We start from the raw sequence: 20,934 nt of genomic DNA on the forward strand, positions 1-20,934 counted from the left end.
GTTGATAGTAAATCCGGAAAGTTGATAGAGAAGTACCTAGAGTTGATAGTAAATCCGAGTAGTTGCTATGTTTACGGAAGATTTTTGTTGTGGAATCTATTGAAGAGGGGGAGGTCGAATAAAAAATAATGCTGTCGCCATGTGATACTAGCGACAGCATTAGAGCTTTTTAATTATTCACCAAAAACATACATATCCAAAAATTCGTTGCGGAATTTACCTTTTGGATCATAGTGCTGAAGCAATTGTTGAAAGTCCGGTAGTTTTTCATAGAGCGGTTGAACCTTTTCTTTGGACATAGTAAATAATTTCCCCCAATGGGGACGAGCCTCATAAGGAGCAAGAATTTCTTCAATTTTAGGTAGCAATTTTTTTACGGATTCCCAGTCATCTTTCCATGTAAGATGAATCCCAATCGAATCTTGCTTATAGAATGGACTCATCCACAGGTCATCTTTGGCGATGCTTCGGATTTCATTAACATGTAGAAGTGGTGCAATCTGCTCGCGAATGGTACTAATTCCTTTTAACGCCTCATATGCATGTTTTCTAGGAATGATATACTCTGTTTGCAATTCATCTCCACTGCTTGGTGTGAAATCAATACGGAAATGTGGCAGTCTGTCAAACCATGGACCCGGTACACCCATCTGTTCGGTGCAATTTACAGCCTCAATCCCAGCGATAGGGTGACAATTGGCAGTCGCTGGTTGTGCTCCATATAAATTTGTAGGTACCTTCACTTCATTTTCATCTGTACATAGTTGTTTTAACCAAACTTGATTGATCGTGTCGCTTTCCCAATTTGTAAATAAACTAACACTGTATGCGCTTGAGTAAATGTCATCCAAATGGTGTTCTAGTTGTGCCAGAGGTAAATTTTCAAACACATATTGACTGATTTGAAAGGCTGGAACGATGTCCAAGGTCATCTTTGTTACAATTCCTATTCCACCAAGACCGACTACTGCACCTTTCAATTGTTCTTCATTTTTTTCTCGGGAAAAGTCGATCAATTCACCATCTGCAGTAACGACTTCCATCGAACGTACTGCATTAGATAAACAGCTGTTTTGATCTCCTGAACCGTGTGTTGCTGTTGCACATGCACCTGTAACAGAAATGTGAGGCAAAGAGGCCATATTCTCAAGAGCGAAGCCATTTTCTTGAAGAAAGCGGCTAAGATCACTGTATATGATTCCGCCTTCAACTGTAACTGTTTGGTTTTCTCGATCTAATGCTATTACTTTGTTCAATTTTTGTAAGGAAACCATATTTTCATCAGAATCTGCTATTCCATTGAATGAGTGACGTGAACCTACTACTCTTAATTTATTGCATTGTTTTACGAGATTCTGAATTTGTACAACGCTTTCAGGTTCATGCCAATTAGCTGCACTATATGTATAGTTACCTGCCCAGTTTTTTTGTTCCCTCATTACATTAACGCTCCTTTACATGATTGGAATTTTGTGAAAATAGAAAGATTCATCTCATTAAGAAATTTATAATTTTTATTTATTTTATCATATTTTAAAACTGACAAGGGGAATTTCTTTCATTTTCGTTCCTTTCTCCTGTTCCGTATGTATGGATGAATATCTTAAATTCAATGACTGGGGATTAAAGGAGTAATTTTAAAATGTATTTATTGGGGAAGCTATCATTTCATTTTATTATTTTCGAAACTCTAGAGTTTCAAAAATGATAAAAGAATAAAAGCCTACCTCAACAGTAGGCTCTTATTGTGATTCTATTGAAAAAGGGGGATTTTTCAAAATTAGTTATCTAAGCTCACTCTTAGAACATCCGCCATGATTTGAGGAAGAGCTGTATTATCATAGAATCCTGCAAACTTTTCAGCTTGTGGACCATATGCATAAACAGGGATGTCCGCTCCAGTATGATTAGTACTTGTCCAGCCAATACCAGCATGATCACTTACTACTCTATTAATAGCAAGTGCTGTATCACTAGCATCTTCAATAGATTGCACTTCTTCTTCTGTTATTGTTAAATGAGTGTATTGCTCGACAATTTCTCTTGTGTTGGAGCGATCTTCATTTAATTGGGTAGCCATGAAGTCTCCAGTGGCTGTTACTTGATTCAAAATATCAGCATTTAAACCTGAGTACGCACCAGATCCTGTTGTCATACCACCAGTATCATGGTCACCGGCAACAATTACTAATGTTTTACCATCTTGCTTAGCAAAATCAATTGCAGTTTCAACAGCTTCTTCAAATGCCGCTACATCAGACATAGCCCATGCTGGGTCATTGGCATGTCCAGCCCAGTCAATTTGACTACCTTCTACCATAAGGAAAAATCCGTCCTTATCTTGCTCTAAAACTTCGATGGATGCTTCTGTCATTTCTGCTAAACTAGGCTCTACGCTTTGATCACGGTGTAATTCAGGAGAAAGGGCATCATCCGCAAAAAGCCCAAGTAATCTTTCTCCTTCTACCACTTCAATATCTGCATTATTTTGTAATTCATCTCTAGTTTCGACATATGTAAACCCAGCATCTTGTGCTTGTTCTATTAGATTTAATTCTTCTTGGTTGCCACCATCAGCTTCAGGTAAAAACATATTTTTTCCTCCACCTAGAAGGACATCTACTTCACTAGAAATATATTGTCTAGCAATCTCTGTTTCATTATTTCGGCTTTCTACACTTGTAGCAAAAGATGCAGGTGTGGCATGTGTGATCGTGGATGTAGCTACTAATCCAGATGATTTTCCAGCTTCTTCGGATGCATCTAAGATGGTTGTAAGGTCATTTCCTTCGGGATCAAGACCGATTACGCCATTGTTTGTTTTTACACCACTAGCCATTGCTGTACCAGCGGCTGCTGAATCCGTGACATCAGCGTTTGCTGAATTCGTTGTAAACATTCCTTTGAGGTGTGCGTCCCAAACAGCATCTTCACCTTTGTAGACGCGGTAATTGGAAGCATAGTCTCCACTAAATCCGTCTGGAATCATGTAAATGATATTATCGATTTTCTTTCCACCATTTCCATTACCGTTTCCTTTTCCTGGTGATTCAGGTTTTTCAGCAAAAACCGGAACACTCATAGCAGACAAAACTAGACCTGTACTAAGTGCTACAGCACCAATCTTCTTAAACATCTCTACCAACTCCTTTATAAATTTGCTTACAGTTACAAGATACTAGATGAATATTGATAGACTATTAAGTTACGGTAAATGTTAGATAAAAAAAATACAGGCTTAAAATCTATGATTATTTTCCCTATTCTATGAAAAATTTTGTGACTACCCTTCTTTTTTACTAGTTGAGCTACTGAGAATTTTCGTCCTCACTATCTCATTATGATGACATGAATAGATCTTTAAACCTAAATAAAAAGTAATGCATATACTTTGCTAATAGACTGAAGATATTGTAGAATATCTACTTGTGAGTAGAATGGCGACATCTTTCAAATTTAAAGGAATTTTAATTTAGTACATAATTCCTATAAAATGGTGCCGTTTATATGAATCAATAAAACTCAATCTATAATGGGGGAGTCACTAGATTTTTCCGAAAACATCTAAGAAAGGAAGAAGGAAAAATGGCAAAAATAGAAAACATGACAGATAATGGTGGTTACGTTATTGATGTTAAGGTCACAAGTAAAACCGTTTATATGAATGTAGTGGGGGCTTTTACACCAGATCAAGCGGACAAATTCCATCAAGATTATGAAAAGCAGATAGGCTCTATTTCTACTATTGATTATGTGTTACAAGTAGATTGCAAGGATATGAAGGTAATCAATCAAGAAATGACACCAAAATTAACCCAATCTTTTGAGTTATATAAAAAATCTGGTTTTAAAAAAATCGAATTCTTAATTAATAACAATGTAGTGATCAAAATGCAGCTGAACCGCATTGCCAAAACAGTTGATTTACCAAACTATGAAATAATTGGAGCATAAAACGAAGCGAAAAGCCTTTTTAATGGGTTTTTCGCGTTATTTTTATTTACCATCATGGAAAACAGAATGAAAGGATAGAAAATATGCCTAATATAACAATAAAGGAAGTTGCTATTTACCATCCTGAAAATGTCGTTACAAATGAGTCATACATAGAACATTTCAAACAAAAGGGAAGAGATATTACTTCTTTTTTGGAGAAAATGGGAAAAGAAAACCGATATATCCTTGATAATAAAGAAGAAAATTCATTAACGATGGCCATAGAAGCCGCAAAAAATGCGCTTGTGAAATCCAACTTAACAGGAGAAGATATCGATTATATTGTTTATTCCTCTCAAGTTCCAGAATATACTTTTCCTAGCAATGCAATGTTTATACATAGAGCGATTGAGGCAAATCGGCATGCGATTAGTCTCGACACCAATGCAAATTGTGCTGGAATGGTAGTATCTGTTGAGCAGACTTGTCGTTATATGATGGCCAACCCATGTATTAATCGTGCGTTAGTTGTAGGTTCTGATCATTTGTCATTGCTTGCTAATCCTGAAGAAGAAATTACTTATGCTACATATGGAGATGCTGCTTGTGCAATTATTTTAGAAAGAACTGAGGAACAAACAGGATTTATCGATGCAGTGTATACGATTGATACACGAAACGTGGATAAAATTATATTCCCTGAAAAAGGATTGAAACACTTTCATCAACAAAATCCTGAACAAAAATATATTCATTTTGAACCGTTTGATGCAAGCTTCGGTCCGGAAATTATGATCGAGCAAATCGAACAAATTTTAGAAAACAATCAGCTAAACATTTCTGATATATCTTCCGTATGTATTTCACAATTTGCATTAGGAGATAAATTAAAACTACAAGAACACTTCGAAATGGATGAAGAAAAAGTAATAATAGTCGGTAATGAATACGGTTATACCGGAACAAGCAGTCCGTTCATTGCTTTCCATGAAAGTTTGAAAAATGAAAAGATTAAACGTGGAGATTATGTCATTTTCTGGACTGTTGGAGCTGGGCATCAGTTTATAACTATGTTATTCCGATATTAAGAAGCACTATCTTTTAAATACTTCATGTAAGAGTATATTTTCACCCTTTTTTTGCAAAATAAAATAAGGTTTGTAATGAAAGGTAGTGTTAACCATGGTTCCATCTATAAAGCCTGTAATTGGAATTACAAGTTCGATTGTTAGTCACAATAACATCCCCAGTTATAATCTGCATGAGAAACATATACAATCCGTAATGCGTGCAGGGGGTGTTCCGATCATTATTCCCACTGGTCCAGAACCAATGGCGGAAGTATGGGTCAGTATTTGTAACGGTATTATACTAAGCAGTGGGGAAGATATCGATCCCAATTCCTTTGGAGCAAATCCATCTCCAAAAATTCAAAACACCAATAAAAAACGGGACCTTACGGAAATAGAATTGGTGAAATACGCACAAAAACATCGTAAACCCATTTTAGGGCTTTGCAGAGGGGTAACTATGTTAAATGTTGCATTAGGAGGCACAGTCATTCAAGATATCGAAACGAGTAATCCTAATCCAATCAACCATAACCAGCAAGCTGCAAGACCAGAACCCACCCATTATATTCAGATCGATGAGACGAGTAGATTATATCAAATTCTCAGCAGCTCCAACATCCAGGTAAACAGTATCCATCACCAGGCCATTGATCAACTTGCACCAAATCTTAAAAAAGTAGCGGTTGCCCCAGATGGAGTGATTGAAGCTGTTGAAGCAATCGACAAAACATCCCCAATGATAATCGGGGTACAGTGGCATCCAGAGGAGATGGCGAGTGAAGATCCATCTATGCAAAAGCTATTTGATACATTTATTATGGCATGTAAAAACTAAGCTTGTAATTCTTTCTTTGATATTGTTTTATGATATAAATAGGGTAGGGGGTGACTGTACATTGTCTATGTCAAAAGAAGTATCCTATGTTTGGTATGCTAGTTATGGTTCTAATTTAAGTCGCGATAGATTTTTATGTTATATAAAAGGTGGACAACCGAGAGGTTCTGAAAAGAGGGAGGTAGGGTGTAGAGATAAATCCCTTCCCATTACAGAAACAACATATATCATGCGGTATCCTTTATACTTTGCGAAAGAATCAAAGCGCTGGCAAAAACAAGGTGTAGCTTTTATTGGATTGAGTAAAGATGAGCAGTTCTCTACATACAGTAGAAAGTATTTAATAACAGAAGAGCAGTTTATGGATGTAGTGAAGCAGGAAAATAACGGAGCAACCATCAATATTGACTTAGAAGAATTGATGAAGAGCGGATACAAGACATTGCGAGCCTCGTGGTATGGCACGATTTTGTTTTTAGGTGAAGTGGATGGATACCCTGTCTTAACTTTCACGGCGGATTGGGATTTAGATGTTCCTTTTAATACACCATCTAAAGAATATTTAAGCATGATAATTCATGGTTTAAAATCCACATTATCACTAGAGAATACGGAAATTTTACATTATTTAATTACGAAACCTGGAATAGATGGTCATTATACGACAGCCAGTCTTACAAAGATAATTGAAGAAGTGTAAAAAAGTCGGGAATTAATCCATTGTTCCCCGACTTTTTTTGTTTTTAGGAAAATTTTATACATAAATGTTCCCTTACAGGAAAATATATACTTGAATTTAAATTACAGGAGGTTACTATAGTGCAAAATCAAAACCAAAACCAGATGCAAAACAATACGCAAATGCCACAAAATATGGCGAACCAAGGGACTAGCCATAATCATGGTGCTCACGAAATGATGGATTCCCATGAATTAATTGGTGGCTTAATCGGGATGATGGAGCAGTATCAGTTGTATGATCAACATATTCAAGATCAAGAATTAAAAGGTATCCTGCAGCGTCAAACTTCCTTTCTTACACAAATGTATAACACAATAGTAGAAAGTTTCCAAACTGGCCAAGATCCACAAGTACCAACACAACAGTACAAAATGCAGCAAAACAACGAGGTTACTTACGGAACGCAAGCTGGGCAACCCAAAAAACCAAAGCAGTCTGTCAATGAGTTTACGGACGAATGTTTTTCTTCTTTTATGTTAGGTCATACTAAATCAATGGCTTCCGGACTCACAATGGCAGCAGTGGAGATGAACAATCCGGTATTACGTCGTATCATTGGTGATAGTGTGCCGAACATGATCGAAATGAGCTATGAGCTATTCTTATATCAAAACAAACATGGTTATTATCAACTGCCGAAACTAGACGCTCAAGATATGAATAATATGCTACAGGCTTATACGAAAGCTCCACAACAAGGGATGCACTAGGATTAATGTAGAAAACCTCAAAAATGTTGGTGAACAACGTTTTTGAGGTTTGATTTTTGGAATAAAAAATAATCTTAATCAGTTTTTAATTTTGCATACATCTGTAGATCAATAAATCTATCCTTAGATTTCTCACACTGTCTTAATGTCCCTTCAATAAGTAAAACCAAGCTTATTCAGTACTCTAACCGAGTTAACATTTTCCGGTTCCACTTTCGCTTCGATTCGATGGAAATGCAATGTATCAAAGGCGTAATCGATAAGGGATGAGATGGATTCTGGCGCAAATCCGTTACCCCAATGGTTTTTCGCTATATCATAGCCTATTTCAGCTTTCTCATTTTCGAAATCAAGGGAATTGTATCCACAGGATCCTATAATTTCATAGGTCTTCTTTTCTATATGGTAAAACGGATTGCTTTGTGATCTTGCGCTAACCGGTTAAGAAACGTGATCATTTCTTCCGCCTGATCTTTCGTTGTAAAATTACTGATATTCATAAATTTCGTCACTTCGGGGTCCGACCAAATGGTAAACAGACTATCTACATCATCAGTAGTCATTTTTCTTAAATGTAATCTTTCTGTGTGTAATTGTTGAATCAATACTTTTACCTCCCATTTTCGTCCTTATTATATGGATGAAAAATATCGATATCTGTGCATCATTCAGTCCCTTCTAATCGATTTACTAGTGTACTTCTTGAATTTGTTCGCTAGATATGTGATATGTATATCAGTTCAAGAGATAAGTGAGGATATCCCGCCAACAGCCCCCTATTATTTAGCGAACACTGTCACCTTACGATCTATAAATAAGCATAATCATCCAGGTTCAAAACTGTATCTTTGCCTGCTAAATATGCAGCAACTTCTCTCCCGATTACAGGACCTGCTGTTAATCCGGAGGAACCTAATCCATTCACTGCAAATACATGATCATCAGTCCAGCCGATATATGGCAATGAGTCCCTTGTAAAAGGACGTAATCCTACAGCCATAAATTGATTCCGGATAGTTGTTTCTGGAAAATATCGCTTTGCCTCATTGTAAAGGTATTGCTGATTTTCCCTAGATGGTGCAATGGAAAAATCTTCGGTATCCTCGTGTGTTGTCCCGATTGCAAACTGGTTACTATCAGTCCCTACAATATACATTGGTCCAAGTCCCATTACAACGGGAGTTTCTTTACTGTGAGATTCATCCTCCAGTTTGAGGTGCAATAGTTCCGCTCGTTGATGACGAACTAAAGGTACATCATAATATTCACCAGCCCATGCACCAGCTGTATAGATAACCGTTCCTTTTTCTTCCTCAGGATTTAAGTCTTGTTGTATCCACTTACCCCCATGTAGGTGAATCCCTTCTTTTAAAGCAGAAAGCAGACTTTCTCCACGGATTTGACCTCCACCCTCTACAAATACGGCAGGATAACTATCAGTCAGATGGGGATGCATTTCTTTCACTTCTGCTTTTGTCAGTTTACGAACATCTCCCATTTCTGGTGAGCCATCCTGTTTGGCAGAAATACGTTCATATGCTAGTTGTTGAATACGCTCATCTTTAAAAAGGCATATCGCTCCACTTCTTTTATAGCCTGTTGCCTGCTTGGTAGTCTCCTCAAGTTCTTGAATAAAATCCGGGTAATAACGAGCACCTTCTTGTACAAGTCTGTACCATTTTTTATTTCTTCGCTGGCTTACCCATGGACAGATGATACCTGCTGAAGCAGATGTAGCTTGTCCATTATCTGAGCGGTCAAAGACGGTAACAGAATTCCCGGTTTTGGCAAGATGATAAGCTATGGATGCACCGGCAATTCCGCCGCCAATGACAGTATATGTCGACATGTAATCCCTCCTGAAGGCTATTATAGCGCAAATCGACAGTGAAACGAAATAGAGCAGGAGCGATGCCGATATTTCCCGAGAAATAATTATTAACATTACATTACTTCTTATATAAACGTTGCATTAAAAACTCAAAAACTAGATATATGTTGTATTAATTGTTACAATAATGCTATGTTTTAATATATAAATCATTGAGAGGGGATATATTCACATTGAATACGAAGTACCTGGACTTACTTGCTGAAAAATATGACAGTGAAGAAAAAGTGGTAACGGAAATTATTAATCTGGAAGCGATTCTTAACTTGCCAAAAGGCACGGAGCACTTTGTCAGTGATTTGCACGGGGAATACCATGCATTTCAACATGTGCTTAGAAATGGATCAGGTAAAGTGAAAGAAAAAATTACTGATATTTTCAAGGATAAATTGACGAAAGAAGAAATTAATGAATTTGCGACTTTGGTATATTACCCTGAAGAGAAATTGAAATTAATAAAAAATAATTTTAAAAATAAACAGGAATTAAATATCTGGTATGAGAAAATCATTTGCGATATGATTCAGCTGATTCCTTACGCATCTTCTAAATATACTCGTACGAAGCTGCGTAAAGCATTACCTGAACAGTTTGTCTATGTCATTGAAGAATTGCTTTATAAATCAGATAAATATTCCAACAAGAAAACATATTATGAAAAAATCGTCCAGCAAATCATTACGCTAGGTCAGGCGGATAAATTGATCACAGGACTCGCTTATACAATACAACAGCTTGTAGTAGACCACCTTCATGTAGTAGGGGATATTTATGATCGTGGGCCTGACCCGGATAAAATTATGGATACACTTATCAACTATCATTCTCTTGATATCCAATGGGGAAATCATGATGTATTATGGATCGGTGCTTTTGCTGGTTCAAAGGTTTGTCTGGCCAATATTATTCGCATTTGTGCCCGTTATGATAACCTCGATATTATCGAAGATGTTTACGGAATTAATCTCAGACCATTACTGAATTTAGCAGAGAAATACTATGGTGATAATCCTGTTTTCAGACCAAAGGAACACGCTGATAAACCACTAGCAGCCGATGAGGCATTACAAATCACCAAAATCCATCAGGCGATCGCGATGATTCAATTTAAATTAGAAAGCCCGATTATTAAACGTCGCTCATTCTTTAACATGTCGGAAAGACTTTTATTGGAGAAAGTAGATTATGAGAATAACAAAGTAACGGTTTATGGTAAAACATATCCGCTCGATAACACTTGCTTTGCTACAGTGGACCCGGAGAATCCAGCGAAACTGTTACCGGAAGAAGAGGAGGTAATCGATAAGCTCCTACTTTCGGTACAATATTCGGAAAAGTTATCGAGGCATATGAAATTTCTAATGAAAAAGGGTAGTTTATATTTAAGATATAACGGTAATTTATTAATTCACGGCTGTATTCCGATTGATAAATATGGGAATATGGAGCAGATGGAGATTGAAGGTAAAACATATAAAGGACGTGAATTACTGGATAAATTTGAGCAATTTTTACGCAATGCTTTTGCAAATTTGGAACAGACAGATGATCTGGCCACAGATATGGTTTGGTACCTATGGACAGGTGAATACTCATCACTATTTGGAAAACGTGCGATGACAACATTTGAGCGCTATTTCATTCAAGATAAGGAAGCTCATAAAGAGCGAAAAAATCATTATTTTTATTTGAGAGAAGATGAGGAAGTATGCCGTAAAATGTTAGAAGAATTTGATCTTGATCCAGATCAAGGGCATATTATCAATGGGCATACTCCTGTTAAAGAGCTGGAAGGGGAGAATCCAATCAAAGCAAATGGTAAAATGATTGTAATTGATGGTGGTTTTTCCAAGGCATATCAGTCCACAACTGGTATTGCTGGTTATACGTTGTTATATAATTCATTTGGCATGCAGCTCGTTTCTCATCAGCATTTTAATTCCAAGGAAGATGTACTGTTAAATGGTGCCGATGTTTTATCCGTAAGAAGAGTAGTAGATAAAGAACTCGAACGGAAAAAAGTGAGAGAAACCAATGTTGGACAGGAATTATTAGAAGAAATTGAAATGTTGAAGCGATTGATGGCATATCGGTATATGAATTAATTCAAGAGAAGCCTACTATTAAAATCCCCCTCTCCTTTTGATAGGAAGAGGGGGATTTTTAATAAAAAAGTTAATATCGCTTAGACTCAAGGTGTATTAGGAAGTGTGTCATAATTCCTGAATGGAGGAATAACCATATTCCTCAGCATTATTTACTTCGTTGATTATCTAATAAGATATATATATGATACTACTGATAGAATCAGGATTGTTTAATTGAGTTACCATGCATTCAGCCAGATCGGCCCTGGAAATTCCTTTAATACTTTTAGCTTTAGTCACCGGTTGATTAATGGAAATTCTGTGCTTACTTGTTCGTGAACCATTAGTCAATCTAGGAGGGCGAATAATCGTCCAGTCAAGATTAGATTGAAATATCTTCTGTTCCATGCGTTCCATGTCTTTATATAAATGTTTTAGAATTCTTTTTAAAAACAAACTAGTTATTCGCTCCATTAAAGTGAAGTCTTCCCGAGGCTTTATCATTTCTGATGATAGGCATATAAGTCGCTGAACCTCACATTTTCGCATGGCTTTCTTTATATTTTCTATACCCTTCGAATAGACTGTTGTCGGTTTTCGGTGTTGAACGCCTATTGCTGAAAGTACGGCATCTTTACCGGTCATTGATTTTTCTAGGGTAGAAGGATTGAGAACATCCCCCTTTATGACCTGAAGATGTTTATCTGACATAGTAAATTGATCCGGTTGACGTACGACTGCTGTCACTTCATGTCCTTCGGATAGAAGTTGTTTCACTAATTGGCGTCCTGTGTCTCCAGTTGCCCCAAATACAATTAGTTTCATTTTTTACACCTCGCTATCGTTAGTTAGTAGTAACTAACATCTAATTTAAAAATAAAATACTTCCATTTATATATAACAAGCATTTTTTGACAACCATTATTATATTTTTTCTGTATTTTTAATGACATTTAATGCTAACCAAAACAGTACCAGTGCAATGACTGGATGTATTGCTCCTAAACCAAGAATATTAACGCTCATATATTGGAGTGGAACTATAAGAAGAAATAATCCCACAACTTTCCACCGAATTAGCTTTGGGAATTGCCCAGTAAAAGATAGTACAAGCATTATTATGGGGAGAAATTGAAACCAAACCACAAATGTTGTATGATGCACCCAATGTGAAGAGCTATTGAAGATTGCTAAACCAGCAATGAAAGTCTGAGCAACAAGACACACTGTAAATATCCATGCTAAAATCAGAAAGGCTAGTTTTGAATACTGAACTCGGTTATTTAAATTTATCATGTAAAAACCCCTTTACTTTTTTATTCCATTACAAAATGTATGAATACTGTTTGTAATGAATTGATCCTTAGATAGATTTATAAATTCAGTTTCCCATAGAGCCGCTGAGATGAAAAATCCAAATAACATGGATAAGAAAGTAGATGCTTGTGAATAAGAATCCAATTCAACCATTTTTTTCTTTGCTTGCATTTCTTTAAAATACTCGGTAATAAATATTTTTAACTGTTCTGTATTATCGGAGATTAATCGAACTAGTTCAGGCATCGTAAATCGTTCTTGAACAGCGATTAAACATATAGATTTATTACTTTCCATTAAATCGAGATATAACTTTGCAATCAGCATTAGATCTTGATCCAAATTCCAAACAATATTTTCCTCAAATGTTTTCTTGAAACTAGGGATAACCGTGTTTTTTTTAATCGCAGATTCCAAGACGCCTTTTTTGGTTTCAAAATGGCGAAATACTGTCATTTCACTCACATTAGATGCATCAGCGATTTCTTTTATAGTTACCAAGTTAAATCCTTTTTTTTGCATTAATTCTAGAGCTGATTGAAGAATACGATCTGTTGTGTTTATTTTTTTTGATTGCATAAGGCACCTCACATGATACTTATTAATAACTAACATTATGTTACTAATACATAGTGGTGTCAATAAAGGAGAGGTTTTTTTAAATTGACTAAATAAACACCCCATTTCAGTTATTTTTATGTGTTAGTTAGTAGTAACTAACATAACGGTCAATTTAATTATATTTCTGAAATAAGCTAATGTCAATTGTTATCACACAATCATTTTAAAAAAGGTTAAACAAGCTTTTAAAACGAGGAGGTTCATTAAATTTTTTTAACCTGCTCAAACAATTTATGCAAATAATAAAGCCCTTTTAATTGCTCTTCCACTAAATAATCCATATAAATAAGCGAGTCTTTTGCCACTTTTTTCGCTTTCGTAATGTTATTGTTGTCAAATTCTTTTACCATTTCTCTGATAATTTCAATGGAAAAATACGCTTTTCTAAGTGTTCGAATAATTAATAGTTTACTGATATCTTGCTTGGAATAACTTCTATAGCCATTTTCTTGATTACGTTTTGGCTCAATTAATCCTTCCTTTTCCCAATGGCGTAGAACAGTTGTTGGGACTTCCAATGCTGCTGCTACTTCACCAATTGTATAAGAAAGCTTTTGTCTGTTAAGAGGAACTTTTTCCGGGTTTTCCAATTCCAACACTTCGATTACTTTTTCTGTTTTTTCCTTTTCTTTGTGTAGTTCTGCTTGTTTTTCATTTACTAACCATAGAACCTCTGTAAATTTCTTTTCTTGAACAAGTGGCATTATTTCTTTCACAAATCCCATACCAAAACCTGTGTTCAAAGCTCGTATGCATTCAAAATAAGCTACATGTTCCTCTGTATAAACTCGATAACCATTTTCTTTTCGTTCTGATGGAGGAACGATCCCCCAAGCCTCGTAATGTCTGAGGGCGCTCGTAGTAATATTCAGTTTTCTCGCAATATCTATTGGACGAACCATATTATCCCTCCTGTCATCGTACAACTATTATCTATATTTTCCCCTGATAAATCAAACTTTAAAGAAAAACCTTTAACTCCATGTGACGGATATTTGTTAAAAAAACAATACTATATTCAATCAACCTTATAACTTGCATGAATGTAATAGAATAGTTGGTGAATCTTAAAATAGGGAGGAATTCTCATGACTAGCATTCAAATAAAAGGTGCTTATGAAAATAATTTACAAAACATCTCTGTATCGATTCCGAAAAACAAACTTGTCGTTTTAACAGGACCATCGGGATCTGGAAAATCTACTTTAGCAATGGATACCTTGCAGCGAGAATGTCAACGCCAATATATGGAGTCTTTAGGTATGCCGACAGATAGTGTAAGTAAACCAAAGGTAGAGGCAATGATCGGGCTATCACCATCAATAAGCATCGGCCAGCAAATAACGAATCGAAACCCAAGGTCGACAGTTGGAACGGTAACAGATATGTACACTTATTTACGACTCATTTATGAACGACTTGGAGAGCGCAAATGCCCCAATTGTCAACATATTATTTTGCCTTCCCTTGATAAGGAAGCAATGCAAGAAGAAACTTCAGGTTATATAGAATACATCCATTGTCCACAATGTAATACTCGCTTTGAAAAATTCACCCGCTCTCACTTCTCCTTCAACACACCTGAAGGTGCTTGTCCAACTTGTGACGGTCTAGGAGAAGTAAGTGAAATTGAACAAGAGCTGGTTTTTGATGAGAATGTAAGTTTAAATGATGGTTGTGTAAAAGTGTGGATGAGCGGCACTTATTTTGATTATCAAAAACATAATGTGTTAACAGCTGCAAAATATTATCAAATCCCTATTGATGAAAATCTCCCACTAAAGAAATATTCTACTCAGCAACGAGATTTACTATTTTATGGAGTAGAAAGCGATCAATTTAAAGCACATTTTCCTGATGTAAAGCCACCAAAAACCGTATCAAAAGGAAAGTTTGAAGGAGTACTAACCGCTATTTGGAGAAGGTATAAGGAAAAAGGAGGTAGTTCAAGTGAGGCTAGTCTTTTCACCTCGCAAACATGTCCAAATTGTCATGGTCATAGGTTAAAAGAGGAAAGTCGAAATGTACTCGTTCATCAAACTTCGATAACGGAGTTAACTACCATTTCATTAGAAGATATGTTTGAATGGCTACAGCGACTCAAGACTTCTTTAACAGCTGAACAAAAGGTATTTATTGAAACGTATTTACATGATTTATTAGAAAAAATAAGTAGAGTGTTAAAAGTTGGTTTAGGCTATTTGAATCTAGACAGGCAAACTATTACAGTGTCTGGCGGTGAAGCTCAACGATTACGACTAGCATCTATTCTAGGCTCTGGGTTGACTGGTGTTTTATATATCTTAGATGAGCCAACTGCCGGTCTACACCCGAAGGATACTAAAGGATTAGTAGCTATTATGAAGCAACTAAGAGATTTAGGTAACACGGTATTAGTGATTGAACACGATGTGGATGTGATGAAAGAAGCGGATCACATTATTGACATGGGACCAGAAGCAGGAAGTGGTGGAGGAAAAATAGTAGGTGAAGGTACGGTAGAAGAATTGCAATCACAAATCGATTCTGTCACTGGTGAATTTCTAAGGGAAAACAAAAAAATGATATTTGAGAGGCGGAAAGGAATTGGAAAAGTTATTCATATTCAAAATGCTTCCAAGCACAATTTGAAAGATATTTCGATAGACATCCCTTTAAACCGTCTCGTATCTGTATCTGGCGTCTCAGGATCAGGGAAATCAACGTTAATCTTTGATGTTTTAGCAAATCGAGACGTAACAGAATGTGATCATATCACTGGCTTAGAAGCAGTGGATGACATTATTACTGTTAATCAGTCAGCTTTAAGTAGGATGCAGCGCTCTAATGTTGCCACCTATACAGATATGTTTACCACTATCCGAAAAATATTTGCTAATGTACCTGAGGCTAAGCAACAAGGTTTTCGCGCAAAAGATTTTTCCTTTAATACGGTTGGAGGAAGATGTGAAAACTGCCAAGGTCTTGGATTTATCTCCTTAAACATGCACTTCATTTATGATTTGGAAGTGACATGTCCTGTTTGTCATGGTTCCCGTTTTAAAGAGGAATTATTAAAGGTGAAATACCAGGGATACTCCATTTCTGATATCTTAGATATGTCAGTTGCAGAAACAATGGTGCTTTTTGAACATCATAAAACATTAGCTCCTAAAATCCGATTGCTTAATGAAATTGGATTAGGCTATTTAAAATGGGGACAATCATTAACGACACTATCTGGCGGAGAAGGACAACGACTAAAACTCGCTAAAGAATTAAATAAAAAAGCCACCAATCATACACTTTATATATTGGATGAGCCTTCTAATGGACTACATCGCAAAGATGTGAAACAACTATTAGTTTTATTAAATAGACTAGTGGAAAATGGGAATACCGTCATTGTGGTGGAGCATAGTATTGATATCATTCGCGCTTCTGATTGGGTAATCGACCTTGGACCAGAAGGTGGAAATGACGGTGGGAAGGTAGTAGCAACAGGGATACCAGAAGAAGTAGCACAATCTAGTACTTCTTATACTGGTCAATTTTTAAAAGAATCACTGGGATTATAAAAGCAAAAGGTGACTAGAGATGGTCACCTTTTCTTTATACCCTTTACGTAATGACTCAAAGTCAGTACAATTGGTATAGATTTACATATATTTTACGATATTTTAATTCTAAGTTAATAGTAGATTTCTAGAATGAAAGTAGGTGACGAATAAAGGAGGTAGATGTTGAATAATGCTATCACTTGTTTTGTAATAACTTACTTCTAATGTTCTAACATAATAGATTTAGTGGAAAATAACATAAATTATTTAGGAGGTAATCATTAGATGACAAGCAATAAGAGATTCGGCTTTTCTTTCAGAATGTTTGCTATTATTGTCTTAGTATTAACGGTTGTTTTACCAACGAGTACGTTGGCTGCAGAGGATGACAGTGATTTCTCTTTAACGATCATGCATATGAACGACTCACACGCACATGTAGAACCATTACCTCGAATGTTAACAGCTATTAAAGATGTGCGAGCTGAAAATCCTGATGCACTGTTACTTCATGCTGGGGATGTTTTTTCAGGTACATTGTATTTTAACCAGTTTCACGGCCAAGCTGATTTGGCCTTATTAAACATGATGGGTTTCGATGCAATGGTATTTGGGAATCACGAGTTTGACCTAGGTTCAGGTGAAAACGGGCATGAGTCCTTGTCGGAATTTGTAGCGGCAGCACAGTTTCCGTTCCTTGGGACCAATATTGACTTCTCAGGGGATCCATTTATGGCTTCATACATAAATGAAAATGCATTTTCTGATTCTCCAAATAACGGTTCTGTCTATGATGGAATTATTCAAGAAATTAATGGAGAACAGGTTGGTATTTTTGGGCTGACGACAGAAGACACAGCTAATATCTCCAGCCCAGTAAATGTTCAATTCTTGAATTATCTTCAAGAGGCAGAACGAGCTGTTGCGGCATTTGAAGAACAAGGTGTTGATAAAATTATCGCATTAAACCATATAGGCTATGATAGTACACCAGATATAGGGAACGACTTACAGCTTGCGGCAAGTGTCGACGGGATTGATGTTATTGTAGGTGGACACTCTCATACGAGATTGGATAAACCAACTTTTATCACAGAAGATGCAAATGGAAATGAAAAAGATCCAACTGTTATCGTTCAAGCACACCAATATGCACAATTGTTGGGTAAATTAGATGTCAATTTTGATGAAAATGGTGTCGTTGTGGGCTACGATGGTCAATTAATTGATATAAACGAAAAAGAAGCTGACCCAGAAGCTGAGGAAGTACTGTCTTCCTACAAAGCAGAAGTAGACGTGTTAACCAATCAAGAAACAGGTGCAGTGGCGATGAAAGACATTCCGAATCCGCGCCTAGGTGATAGTGAAGTCAGTGTCCGTGCAAATGAAACCGAATTAGGTAACCTTATTACAGATGCAATGCTTACCAAAGCTCGAGAAATAAACCCAGAAGTTGTAATTGCCATGCAAAATGGTGGAGGAATTCGTGCGACCATTGAGGAAGGCCCGATTACTGTTGGAGAAGTGATTGCTGTATTACCATTTGGAAATGATCCGGTAGTTGCAGAATTAACAGGAGCGGAAATTAAAGAAATTTTGGAGCACAGTGTCCGAGAAGCACCTGCAGAAAGCGGTGGATTCTTACAGGTTGCTGGAATGAAATTTAACTATGATAGCACTAAAGAATCTGGATCTCGTATTATAACGATGGAAGTGGAAATCGATGGTGAATATGAAGAGATTGATTTAGACCAAACTTATTTAGTCACGACAAACAATTTCACGGGTAAAGGTGGAGACGGTTTTGACGTATTCGCCCAAGCATATGATGAAGGGCGAGTAAGAGATATTGGTGAAATCGACTGGGAACAATTACGTGATTATATGGTAGAGGACTTAAATGGTGAAGTTGATCCAATTATCGAAGGTCGTATTACTGACTTATTAGGGGGAGAACCAGGAGTCCCTGAGAAACCTGAAGAAGACAATAATGGAACGCCAGATGAAGAAAATCCTGGTGATGGCGGCGACCCTGGTGAAGGAACTAACAACAACGAATCTAGTGATGGATCAGATGACCGTAAAAACTCAGATGAAGAAACTGACAAAGTAGGTTCTGAAGATGAAGAAGATAAATTAGATTCTGAAGATAAAAATGGCAAAGAAACTTCAGAAGATAGCAATAATGAAGCAAACTCTGGTGATGGAAGTAATCAAGAAGAAGGCGAACGTCTTCCGGATACGGCTACTAATATGTATACGTTTATTTTATTAGGAGCAATCATCATAATCATTGGAATAGGTGTGCTAGTATATAGGAAAGTAAAACTAACATAAATAAAGTCGAGTATTTATAAACTTATTTCAGGTCTGTGCTCTGCTAGATTCATAGCAGGCACAGACCTGAAATTTTGTATAGTACCGAGCTCAGAAACAAATGAGACCTTTCTCTATAGATGAAAAAAACGCATTCTATTCGATGCGAGGGGGACTAAATATGATCCTACGAAATTTCCAAGGACTATATTAAAATGGATAAATATGTTATACAATCGTTCCATAAGACTTTCTCAAAAAAGAGGTGAAGATGATGTTTGATAATGAAATGACAGAACTTTTGCATATTCAATATCCGATTATACAAGCACCAATGGCAGGTGGAGTAACAACGTCAAAGTTAGTAGCCGAGGTTTCAAACAATGGCGGTCTGGGCATGATTGGAGCAGGTTATATGTCACCTATACAAATCCGCGAACAGATCAGAGAAATAAAGGAGTTAACCTCCAAGTATTTTGGTATCAACCTATTTGTTCCAAGAGAATTTGATGTGAAGGAGAATGAAATTAACTCAGCTGATCGATTATTGCAGCCTATTCGTGAGCAATTGCAAGTAGAAACCAATATGGAAATACCAACGTTTAATAAAGTAACAGAATCGTTCCATCAACAAATAAACGTTATAATGGAAGAGAAGATTCCTGTGTGCTCTTTTACATTTGGTATCCCTTCCAAAGAAGTAATTCAGATGTTAAAAAAACAAAACATTATTTTGATGGGAACCGCTACAACTGTTGATGAGGCCATTGAAGTGGAACAGAGCGGGATGGATATTGTTGTTGTGCAAGGCAGTGAGGCTGGTGGCCATCGAGGAACCTTTTTGGACGTAGAACAAGAAAGCTTGGTAGGTTTAATGTCCTTAATCCCTCAGGTTGTTGACCATGTGAGCATTCCTGTTGTTTCTGCAGGAGGAATTATGGATGGAAGAGGCTTAAAGGCTTCTGCTTGTTTAGGAGCTCAAGGTGTTCAAATGGGAACGGCCTTTTTAACTTGTTTGGAAAGTGGTGCTACTGCATTACATATTGAAGAAATTCTTCATGCTACCGAAGACCAGACAGTTTTAACTCGTACTTTTTCGGGAAAATGGGCTAGAGGAGTTAACAATAAATTCATTTCCAAAATGAAACAACATGAAACATCTTTACCAGATTTTCCTGTTCAAAACAGTTTAACAAAAGGAATTAGAAAAGCCTCTTCTTTACAAAAAAATCGTGATTATATGTCGCTTTGGTCTGGACAAAGTCCACGATTAGCCAAAAGGCAAACTGTTAAATCGTTGATTCAAAATATTATGGGAGAAGTAAATAAAAGTAATTGATAATACTTGTTCGAAGTATCCGCTGTTATTTATTCCAAGAGAAAAAGAGGGGAAATAATCCTGCTTTTTCTCTTTACTTTAATTTTCCGTATCGAATAGAAATGTTACCCCGAATTTGTCTGTTAAGCTGCCGTATCCAGGACTGAATGATTGTTTCTGAAAAGGCATTTTTACTTGACCTTCATCCTTTAAAGCTTCAAAAAAACGTCTTGATTGTTCAACGTTATTGGATGTAATACAGATGGTGACCTGATTACCTTGTTGAACTGGTAAAGTACTAGGGCTGTCAGAAATCCAAATAGCTGAATCTCCTATCTCCAATTTTGCATGAGCTACAAGATCTTTCAATTCCTCTTTAGGTGGTTCAGGCATATCATCGTATGTGATAAGCATAGGCACTTCAGCATCTAATGCTTTCTGATAATATTGGATTGCTTCCCTCGCATTTCCATCCATCATTAAATAAGGTGTAATTTTAATCGTCATTATCTTTTTCTCCTTGCTTTTTTTGGATAAATAAATGATATC

General features: G+C 36.5%; 17 protein-coding genes and 1 pseudogene. 9 read left to right on the top strand and 9 right to left on the bottom strand.

The features are described 5' to 3' along the window. Positions 1-173 precede the first annotated feature (173 nt). Positions 174-1,439, bottom strand: coding sequence for an FAD-binding protein (locus GI584_RS06435; RefSeq protein ID WP_153790685.1), 1,266 nt, complete (start codon positions 1,437-1,439; stop codon positions 174-176). A gap of 341 nt (positions 1,440-1,780) precedes the next feature. Beyond that, on the bottom strand, positions 1,781-3,136 hold the full coding sequence (locus GI584_RS06440; protein ID WP_100361456.1) for an alkaline phosphatase: 1,356 nt from the start codon (positions 3,134-3,136) through the stop codon (positions 1,781-1,783). Between the two features lie 449 nt (positions 3,137-3,585). On the opposite strand from GI584_RS06440, the gene GI584_RS06445 reads away from it, so the two are divergent. The 5 genes from GI584_RS06445 (at position 3,586) to GI584_RS06465 (ending at position 7,296) form a co-directional block, all read left to right on the top strand. After that, positions 3,586-3,954 carry a hypothetical protein gene (locus GI584_RS06445; protein WP_100361455.1) on the top strand — a complete coding sequence of 123 codons (369 nt, stop codon included), beginning with the start codon at positions 3,586-3,588 and terminating at the stop codon, positions 3,952-3,954. 83 nt (positions 3,955-4,037) lie between these two features. Continuing rightward, positions 4,038-5,024 carry a 3-oxoacyl-ACP synthase III family protein gene (locus GI584_RS06450; RefSeq protein WP_100361454.1) on the top strand — a complete coding sequence of 329 codons (987 nt, stop codon included), beginning with the start codon at positions 4,038-4,040 and terminating at the stop codon, positions 5,022-5,024. Between the two features lie 94 nt (positions 5,025-5,118). Beyond that, complete coding sequence (locus tag GI584_RS06455) at positions 5,119-5,844, top strand: gamma-glutamyl-gamma-aminobutyrate hydrolase family protein (RefSeq protein ID WP_153790686.1); 726 nt, start codon at positions 5,119-5,121, stop codon at positions 5,842-5,844. A gap of 67 nt (positions 5,845-5,911) precedes the next feature. Next, positions 5,912-6,544, top strand: a complete 633-nt coding sequence (locus GI584_RS06460) for a hypothetical protein (RefSeq protein WP_228552410.1) — start codon at positions 5,912-5,914, stop codon at positions 6,542-6,544. Positions 6,545-6,663: 119 nt separating this feature from the next. After that, positions 6,664-7,296 (top strand): spore coat protein, encoded by a 633-nt coding sequence (locus GI584_RS06465; RefSeq protein ID WP_228552355.1) that lies wholly within the window; start codon positions 6,664-6,666, stop codon positions 7,294-7,296. Positions 7,297-7,370: 74 nt separating this feature from the next. Here the strand turns inward: GI584_RS06465 and GI584_RS06470 are convergent. Further along, positions 7,371-7,901: pseudogene (locus GI584_RS06470) on the bottom strand (GNAT family N-acetyltransferase). Positions 7,902-8,104: 203 nt separating this feature from the next. Beyond that, complete coding sequence (locus tag GI584_RS06475) at positions 8,105-9,145, bottom strand: NAD(P)/FAD-dependent oxidoreductase (RefSeq protein ID WP_153790687.1); 1,041 nt, start codon at positions 9,143-9,145, stop codon at positions 8,105-8,107. A 215-nt stretch (positions 9,146-9,360) separates the two neighbouring features. On the opposite strand from GI584_RS06475, the gene GI584_RS06480 reads away from it, so the two are divergent. Next, positions 9,361-11,292, top strand: a complete 1,932-nt coding sequence (locus GI584_RS06480) for a fructose-1,6-bisphosphatase (protein WP_153790688.1) — start codon at positions 9,361-9,363, stop codon at positions 11,290-11,292. Between the two features lie 168 nt (positions 11,293-11,460). Here the strand turns inward: GI584_RS06480 and GI584_RS06485 are convergent, their stop codons facing one another. The 4 genes from GI584_RS06485 to GI584_RS06500 form a co-directional block, all read right to left on the bottom strand. Continuing rightward, a complete protein-coding gene (locus GI584_RS06485) occupies positions 11,461-12,099 on the bottom strand; it encodes an NAD(P)-dependent oxidoreductase (protein WP_153790689.1) in 639 nt (212 codons plus the stop codon). A gap of 99 nt (positions 12,100-12,198) precedes the next feature. Continuing rightward, a complete protein-coding gene (locus GI584_RS06490) occupies positions 12,199-12,570 on the bottom strand; it encodes a DUF6220 domain-containing protein (protein WP_153790690.1) in 372 nt (123 codons plus the stop codon). Between the two features lie 12 nt (positions 12,571-12,582). Next, positions 12,583-13,170, bottom strand: coding sequence for a TetR/AcrR family transcriptional regulator (locus GI584_RS06495; protein ID WP_194842139.1), 588 nt, complete (start codon positions 13,168-13,170; stop codon positions 12,583-12,585). Positions 13,171-13,415: 245 nt separating this feature from the next. Beyond that, a complete protein-coding gene (locus tag GI584_RS06500; protein WP_153790692.1) occupies positions 13,416-14,114 on the bottom strand; it encodes a MerR family transcriptional regulator in 699 nt (232 codons plus the stop codon). Positions 14,115-14,300: 186 nt separating this feature from the next. On the opposite strand from GI584_RS06500, the gene uvrA reads away from it, so the two are divergent. The 3 genes from uvrA (at position 14,301) to GI584_RS06515 (ending at position 20,406) form a co-directional block, all read left to right on the top strand. Beyond that, positions 14,301-16,769: an excinuclease ABC subunit UvrA gene (uvrA, locus tag GI584_RS06505; protein WP_153790693.1), complete on the top strand. Its 2,469-nt coding sequence runs from the start codon at positions 14,301-14,303 to the stop codon at positions 16,767-16,769. 267 nt (positions 16,770-17,036) lie between these two features. Beyond that, positions 17,037-19,088 carry a 5'-nucleotidase C-terminal domain-containing protein gene (locus GI584_RS06510; RefSeq protein WP_153790694.1) on the top strand — a complete coding sequence of 684 codons (2,052 nt, stop codon included), beginning with the start codon at positions 17,037-17,039 and terminating at the stop codon, positions 19,086-19,088. A 253-nt stretch (positions 19,089-19,341) separates the two neighbouring features. After that, complete coding sequence (locus GI584_RS06515; protein ID WP_153790695.1) at positions 19,342-20,406, top strand: NAD(P)H-dependent flavin oxidoreductase; 1,065 nt, start codon at positions 19,342-19,344, stop codon at positions 20,404-20,406. 78 nt (positions 20,407-20,484) lie between these two features. Here the strand turns inward: GI584_RS06515 and GI584_RS06520 are convergent, their stop codons facing one another. Continuing rightward, positions 20,485-20,892, bottom strand: coding sequence for a VOC family protein (locus tag GI584_RS06520; protein ID WP_153790696.1), 408 nt, complete (start codon positions 20,890-20,892; stop codon positions 20,485-20,487). Positions 20,893-20,934 lie beyond the last annotated feature (42 nt).

Origin of the sequence: Gracilibacillus salitolerans (assembly GCF_009650095.1) — a bacterium.
In the GTDB taxonomy this organism is placed as follows: domain Bacteria; phylum Bacillota; class Bacilli; order Bacillales; family Amphibacillaceae; genus Gracilibacillus; species Gracilibacillus salitolerans.